Source organism: Cupriavidus sp. R6-3 (genome assembly GCF_059772245.1).
The window spans coordinates 1-6,558 of the sequence record NZ_JCBAJO010000250.1; the positions used below are offsets into that span (position 1 = coordinate 1).

The window sequence follows — 6,558 nt, forward strand, 5'->3', positions numbered from 1 at the left end:
TGGCGTGCCTGTGTCGTCGTGGCGATTGCCCATGGGGAGCTCCCGAGTCGAGGTGGCGGGGCGCGGTGCTGCCGTGGAGGGGACCGAGGCGGCAGCAGCGCGATGCGGCGCAGTTTGCGCAATCGCTGGATCGGGTGGTAGCCTCGGCGCGGTTGAAACCTCTTCAACCGGATGGCAGGGAACGAGGCGGGCATTGGCTTTGGCGGCGACGCCGTCAGCGCATCGTCACGACGCTGTCAGCGTGGTGACAGTTTCGGGTCAGCGGCTTGTCAGCGCGCTGCCGCGATACTGCAAGCCAGGGGCCGCCGGGCGCGATCGACGCGGGCCGCGACGGCCCCGATCATCCCCACATTCCCCCCTTCGAACCGCACGGACAGGATGGCGCGATGGACCGCTTGCGAGCGCTGACGGTATTCGTACGTGTGGCCCAGGCCCGCAGCTTCAGCCAGGGCGCGCGCGAGCTCGGCATGTCGCCGCAGGCGGCCAGCAAGCAGGTGATGCTGCTCGAACGGATGCTCGGCGTGCGGCTGCTACACCGTACCACGCAGAAGGTCGGCCTGACCCGCGAGGGGGAGCAGCTGCTGGCGCAGTGCCAGCGTCCCGTCGAATCGCTCGAGGTGGCGCTGCGCCATATCGATGGCGACCGCGAGCACGTGGCCGGCGTGGTACGCGTTGCGGCGCCGTATTCGCTGGCGCACCGCTATGTCGCGCCGGCCATCGCCGCGTTCGTGCAGGCGTATCCCGACGTCGCGGTCGAGTTGCTGGTCGGCGACCAGCTGACCGACGTGATCGAGCAGGGCATCGATATCGGCCTGCGTACCGGCAGCCTGCCCGACAGCTCGCTGGTGGCGCGCCGCATCGCGCCGCTGCAGCTGATCGTCTGCGCGGCGCCTGCCTATCTGGAGCGGCACGGCGTGCCGCGCAGCATCGCCGAGCTGGAGCGGCACCGTTGCACGAGCTTCCTGCATCCGCGCACGGGCAAGGTGTTTCCGTGGGAATTCCTGGTCGACGGCGCGATCGAGACGCGCACCTTTGCGCCGTTCGTCGCGACCAACGATGTCGATGCCGAGGTCGAGACGGTGGCCAGCGGCGCGGCGATCGGGCAGTTCTTCCAGTACGCGGTGGCGCAGCACCTGCGGGCCGGGCGGCTGGTGCCGGTGCTGCCCCAGCATACGACCGAGCGCTACGGGGTGTTCCTGTACATGCCGGCACGCGCGCACGTGCCGCGGCGCACTCGCCTGCTGGCGGATTTTCTGGTGCAGGCGCTGGCCGGACATGAGGACTTCCAGCGCATTGTGCTGGAGCTGCCGGCCGTGCGGCGGCGCGCCTGATCGACGCGCCGCCGCGGTTCCACTACGCGGCTCGCCTTACGACGCCGGACACGGCAGGGCCGCCGCGATCTGCGGCCGGCCCTGCGCGATGGCCGGCGAATCGTCCGCGCTCACCGTGTTGTCGGTGAACCTGCAGCCGTAGTCCGGCCGCGCCACGGTGGCGGCGTCGAGCACGTTGTCGCCCTCCGGCCTCGGCCCGCCCTGTTCCCACTGCACCATCGCCTCGAACGCCGCCTTCTGCTCGGCCACCGTGAAATCGCAATGGCTGACGCCGCGGATCGCGCGCTGCACCAGCCATTGCGCGGTACCCTGCGCATCGGCCCGCCGCTTGTAGATCTGCTGCATGCTGAACGGCACGTACATGTCGCCGAGCGTATGCAGCGTGACCACCGGCACGTTGATGCGCGCATTGGTCTTCGGGATCCAGCGCAGGCCGTCGCGCCGCAGCCGGTTGGCCTCGGGATCGGCCCTGGCGCGCAGGATGGTCTCGTTCAGCGTGGTTTCCTCCGCCGACAGCGCCGGATCGCCGTCGAGCTGGTAGACGATGTTGGCGGTCGAGACGCCGTTGCGGTTCAGGATGCCGTTGATGGTGCCGTCGCCGCCGAAGGTGCCCCACACCGTGTTCTGCACCGGGCCAGCGAAGCCCTGATCGAACATGGGCCGGGCTCCGCCAGTCAGGTTCTGCACGATCGCCTTGACCTTGTCGCCCTGCGCGGTGGTCGCGCTCGGGAACGTGGTGAACAGCGCGTCGCGCACCGCTGGCGCGATCTCGGCCCAGTTGTTCACCGGCCAGGCCGTGGCCGGACGGCCCGCGTATTGCTGGGCCGCCAGCTGGTAGGCCGCGAAGTAGTCGAACAGTTCGGTATCGCCGAGCACGCCGCACATCGGCACCGCGCCGTGATAGCGGACCTTGTTGTTGGCGGTATCCAGCGTTTCCTGGTCGACCGCCGCGGCCGCGATATGGCCGCCCATCGAATGGCCGACGATATAGATGCGGCTGGGCGGCGCGAGCGGCCGCCGGTTTTGCGCGGCGATCTGCACGAAGGCCAGCGCGAGCGCGTTGGTGTCCTCGACGCCGGCGCGCACGTCGTAGTAGTTCTTGCTGTAGCTCGAGGCCGCCCATGCGTAGCCGGCCTCGATCAGATGGCGGCGGATGCTCGGCGTGGTGACGCCCAGCGCCGCGCCGGTGCCGGCATAGCCGTGCGCGTACATCACCAGCTTGCCGTTCCACTGCTTGGGAACCTCGATGCGATAGCCGGAGCCCTTCAGCGTGCCGGTCCAGCGGTCGGTCTCCGGAGCGTCGGGCAGCGCCGCGAACGCGAGGGCGGCTTCGTTGACGGTGAAGGTGCGGCTGTCCTGGGCGCGGGTCTCTTCGGGCTGGCGCGGCGGATCGTCGTCATCGCCGCCGCAGGCAGCGAGCGGCAATGCGGCGGCCAGCGCCAGCGCCAGGGCGGCGCGCTTGGTGAGCTGCATGGTTGTCTCCTCGTTATCTCGTTTTCGATACTGGGAGGCCTTCGCCTTCATGCCGCACTGCCACATCGCTTCGTCACGAAAACGAACGACCGTGCACGAAGTCTAAAGACGAGGAGACGAAAAGTAAAAGAAAAGCCGCCCGACGTTTCGCGTGGCGAAATGCCGGGCGGCTTCTGCAGGCGGCTCCTGTGGGCGGCCGCCCACGGACGGTGGTGGCCGCCGGTCAGCCGCGCCTGGGAATTTCAAGCCCGCGGATCACCGCCGGCCGCGCGACAAAGGCGTCCAGCACGCGCTGCACCTGCGGGAAATCGTCGAAGCCGACCAGCTCTCGGGCCTCGTAGAAGCCGACCAGGTTGCGGATCCACGGGAAGGTCGCGACATCGGCGATGGTGTACTGCTCGCCCATGATCCAGTCGCGCCCGGCCAGGTGTTTCTCGAGCACGCCCAGCAGGCGCCGCGATTCGGCGACGTAGCGGTCGCGCGGGCGCTTGTCCTCGTACTCCTTGCCGGCGAACTTGTGGAAGAAGCCGACCTGGCCGAACATCGGGCCGACGCCGCCCATCTGGAACATCACCCACTGGATGGTCTGGTAGCGCGCGGCCGGATCGGCGGGGAGCAGCTTGCCGGTCTTCTCGGCCAGGTACAGCAGGATCGCGCCGGACTCGAACAGCGCCAGCGGCTTGCCGCCCGGGCCGTTGGGATCGAGGATCGCCGGGATCTTGTTGTTCGGATTCAGCGACAGGAATTCGGGCGAGAGCTGGTCGTCGGCCTCGAACCGCACCAGGTGCGGCTCATAGGGAAGCCCGATTTCCTCCAGCATGATCGACGCCTTGACGCCGTTGGGCGTCGTCAGCGAATACAGCTGCAGCCGGTCGGGATGTTGGGCGGGCCATTTGCGGGTGATCGGGTACGCGGAAAGATCGGGCATGGTTCCTTGGTCTTGGTCCTGGTTTGACGGGACGGTTGCCGCCGCGGATGGCGATGTCGCGGGGCGATGCTACCGGAGGGCACCGGGGGGGGCGCCGACGATGGCGCCGAGGGTGGCTCCGTGCGTCGCGATCGGTCGCGGCGGGCAGAGGCGATCATAAGCGCTTTGCCCGCGACGCGCCGGGACGGCCCCGCGCCGGCCCGCGCGGGACATCGGCGGAGCCACCGGCCGTTTTGGTACGATGCACGCTTCCCGAATTCGCAGTCCTCCGTGTGAAGCGTCTTTTCCTACTCAGCGCCGGCCACGCCGGCGAGCGCGCGCCATGATGCGCGACCGTCTGCGCAGCACCCTCGCCGACTGGCGGGCGCGGCTGCGCCGGCCCACCGGCCGCCAGATCGCCTGGGGCGTGGCCGCGGTGCCCGTCCTCTTTCTCGCCTATACGCTGGTGCTGGTGCCGTTTACGCCCGGCATCAGCGATATCCGCAAGGCCAAGTCCGAGCGCCCCGCCCAGGTGCTGTCGGCCGACGGCAAGGTGCTGGCCGAGTTCAAGCGCGCCAACCGCGACTGGGTGCCGCTGGACAAGATTTCGCCCAACGTGGTGGCGGCATTGATCTCCACGGAGGACCACCGCTTCTACGAGCATTTCGGCCTGGACTGGCGGCGCACCGCGGCGGCGGCCTGGTACACGCTGTCCGGTGACCGGCAGGGCGGCTCCACGCTGACCCAGCAGCTGGCGCGCAACCTGTATCCCGAGGAGATCGGCCGCGCCGCCAGCGTGACGCGCAAGATCAAGGAAGCGATCACCGCGCTGAAGATCGAGGCGCTGTATTCGAAGGACGAGATTCTCGAGACCTATCTGAACACGGTGCCGTTCCTGTACAACGCGACCGGCATCGAGATGGCGGCGCGCACCTATTTCGACAAGCCGGCCGACCGGCTCGACGTGCTCGAGAGCGCCACGCTGGTCGGCATGCTCAAGGGCACCAGCTACTACAACCCGGTGCTCAATCCCGAGCGCGCGGTCGAGCGCCGCAATACGGTGCTGGCGCAGATGGTCAAGCGCGGCAAGCTCAAGCCCGCGCAGTTCGATGCGCTGAAGAAGCGCCCGCTGCGGATCGACTTCGAGCGGCAATCGCCCGAGGAGGGACCGGCCCCGCATTTCGCGCAGCAGCTGCGCAAGTGGCTGATCGACTGGGCCGACCGCAACGACTACAACATTTACACCGACGGGCTGGTGGTCCATACCACCATCGATTCGCGGCTGCAGGCGATGGCCAACCAGGCGGTGGCGCGCCAGGGGGCGCGGCTGCAGGGCATCGCCAATGCCGCGTGGTCCCCGCGCGGCGGCTGGAGCGCGAATCGCGCGCTGGTCGAGGCCTTCATGCGCGAGACCGCCCAGTACCGGGCCGCGCGCGAGGCGGGCCTCGCCGATGCCGACGCGCTGGCGCAGCTGCGCAAGGACGCCGACGCGATGCAGAAACTGCACGAGCAGAAGACGCGCATCCAGGCGGGCTTTCTGGCGATCGATCCCCGCAATGGCGAGATCCGCGCGTGGGTCGGCAGCCGCGACTTCGCCGAGGATGCGTTCGACCACGTGCAACAGGCGCGCCGCCAGCCCGGCTCGACCTTCAAGCCCTTCGTCTATGGCGCGGCCTTTGCGCAGGGCATCGGCCCGGACACGACGCTGCGCGACGAGGCGGTCGAGATCCGGCTGGCCGGCGGCGAGGTCTGGCGCCCGACCGACGGTGGGCCGCCGAGCGGTCGCGATCTGACGCTGCGCGACGGCCTCGTCTATTCGAAGAACACCATCACCGCGCAGCTGATGCAGCAGGTCGGCCCGGTGCGCGTGGCCAATCTGGCGCGGGCGATGGGCGTGCGGCAGAGCCGGCTCGATACGGTGCCCTCGCTGGCGCTGGGCACCAGTCCCGTGACGCTGAAGGAAATGGTCGCGGCCTACGGCACCATCGCCAACGGCGGCGCCTATCTCGAGCCGACCATGGTGACCCGCATCGAGGATCGCGACGGCCATGTGCTGGAGTCCTTCCGCCCGGCGTCGGCGGAGCGCGTCTTGCCGCCCGCGGTCGCCTACACGCTGCTCGACGTGATGCGCGATGTGGTCGCCCGCGGCACCGGGGCCAGCATCCGCACCCGCTACGGCATCCATGCCGACGTCGCCGGCAAGACCGGCACCACGCAGGACAACGCCGACGGCTGGTTCATCCTGATGCATCCACAGCTCGTGGCCGGCGCCTGGGTCGGCTTCAACGACGCGCGCGTGACGCTGCGCAGCGACTACTGGGGCCAGGGCGCACACAGCGCGCTGCCGATCGTCGGCGACGTGTTCCGCCGCGCCTTGCAGACGCGCGCCATCGATCAGCGGGTGCGCTTCGAGAACCAGCAGCAGCCGGGCATGCTCGATCCGTGGCTGAAGTCGGTGGAAGGCTGGTGGGCGCGCACCTTCGGTCCGGCGTCGGAGCCGGAGGCGGCGGCCGAGGTCCACGTCACGCCGGCGCCGGCCGCGCGGCAGGAGACGCCGGTGGACAGCGGCATGGCCTCCGAGCCTGAGGTGCTGGACGAGGCCGAACCGCTGCCGTTGCCGACCGATCCGCAGGCATCGGCGCCGTTCGGGGAGCCGGTTGCCGGGGCCGGCCAGCCGGCATCGGCCGGGGCGGCGCCTGGGGCGATCAATGGAACCGGTACGCCTGGCGCCGCCGGCACGAATGCGGGGCCGAATCCGGGGGGCTACCCGGGAAGCTATCCGGGAAGCTATCCGGCACCGGGCGTCGGCACTGGCAACGCCCCGCCTCCCGCGGTTTCGCCGCCGGC

General features: G+C 69.7%; 4 protein-coding genes. 2 read left to right on the top strand and 2 right to left on the bottom strand.

The window, feature by feature from the left end:
• Positions 1–386: 386 nt before the first annotated feature.
• Positions 387–1,331, top strand: a complete 945-nt coding sequence (locus AC6EI8_RS22990) for a LysR family transcriptional regulator (RefSeq protein ID WP_498382974.1) — start codon at positions 387–389, stop codon at positions 1,329–1,331.
• Positions 1,332–1,367: 36 nt separating this feature from the next.
• On the opposite strand, the gene AC6EI8_RS22995 is transcribed toward AC6EI8_RS22990, so the two are convergent.
• Positions 1,368–2,804: an alpha/beta hydrolase family protein gene (locus AC6EI8_RS22995; protein ID WP_422650905.1), complete on the bottom strand. Its 1,437-nt coding sequence runs from the start codon at positions 2,802–2,804 to the stop codon at positions 1,368–1,370.
• A 223-nt stretch (positions 2,805–3,027) separates the two neighbouring features.
• Positions 3,028–3,732, bottom strand: coding sequence for a glutathione binding-like protein (locus tag AC6EI8_RS23000; RefSeq protein WP_498382975.1), 705 nt, complete (start codon positions 3,730–3,732; stop codon positions 3,028–3,030).
• Positions 3,733–4,054: 322 nt separating this feature from the next.
• Between AC6EI8_RS23000 and AC6EI8_RS23005 the strand changes: the two genes are divergently transcribed.
• On the top strand, positions 4,055–6,558 hold a 2,504-nt coding region (locus AC6EI8_RS23005), incomplete at its 3' end, for a penicillin-binding protein 1A (RefSeq protein WP_498382976.1).

Coding starts and splice junctions, on each gene's coding strand:
- AC6EI8_RS22990 (WP_498382974.1), top strand. CDS start 387: ATGGACCGCTTGCGAGCGCTGACGGTATTCGTACGTGTGGCCCAGGCC.
- AC6EI8_RS22995 (WP_422650905.1), bottom strand. CDS start 2,804: ATGCAGCTCACCAAGCGCGCCGCCCTGGCGCTGGCGCTGGCCGCCGCA.
- AC6EI8_RS23000 (WP_498382975.1), bottom strand. CDS start 3,732: ATGCCCGATCTTTCCGCGTACCCGATCACCCGCAAATGGCCCGCCCAA.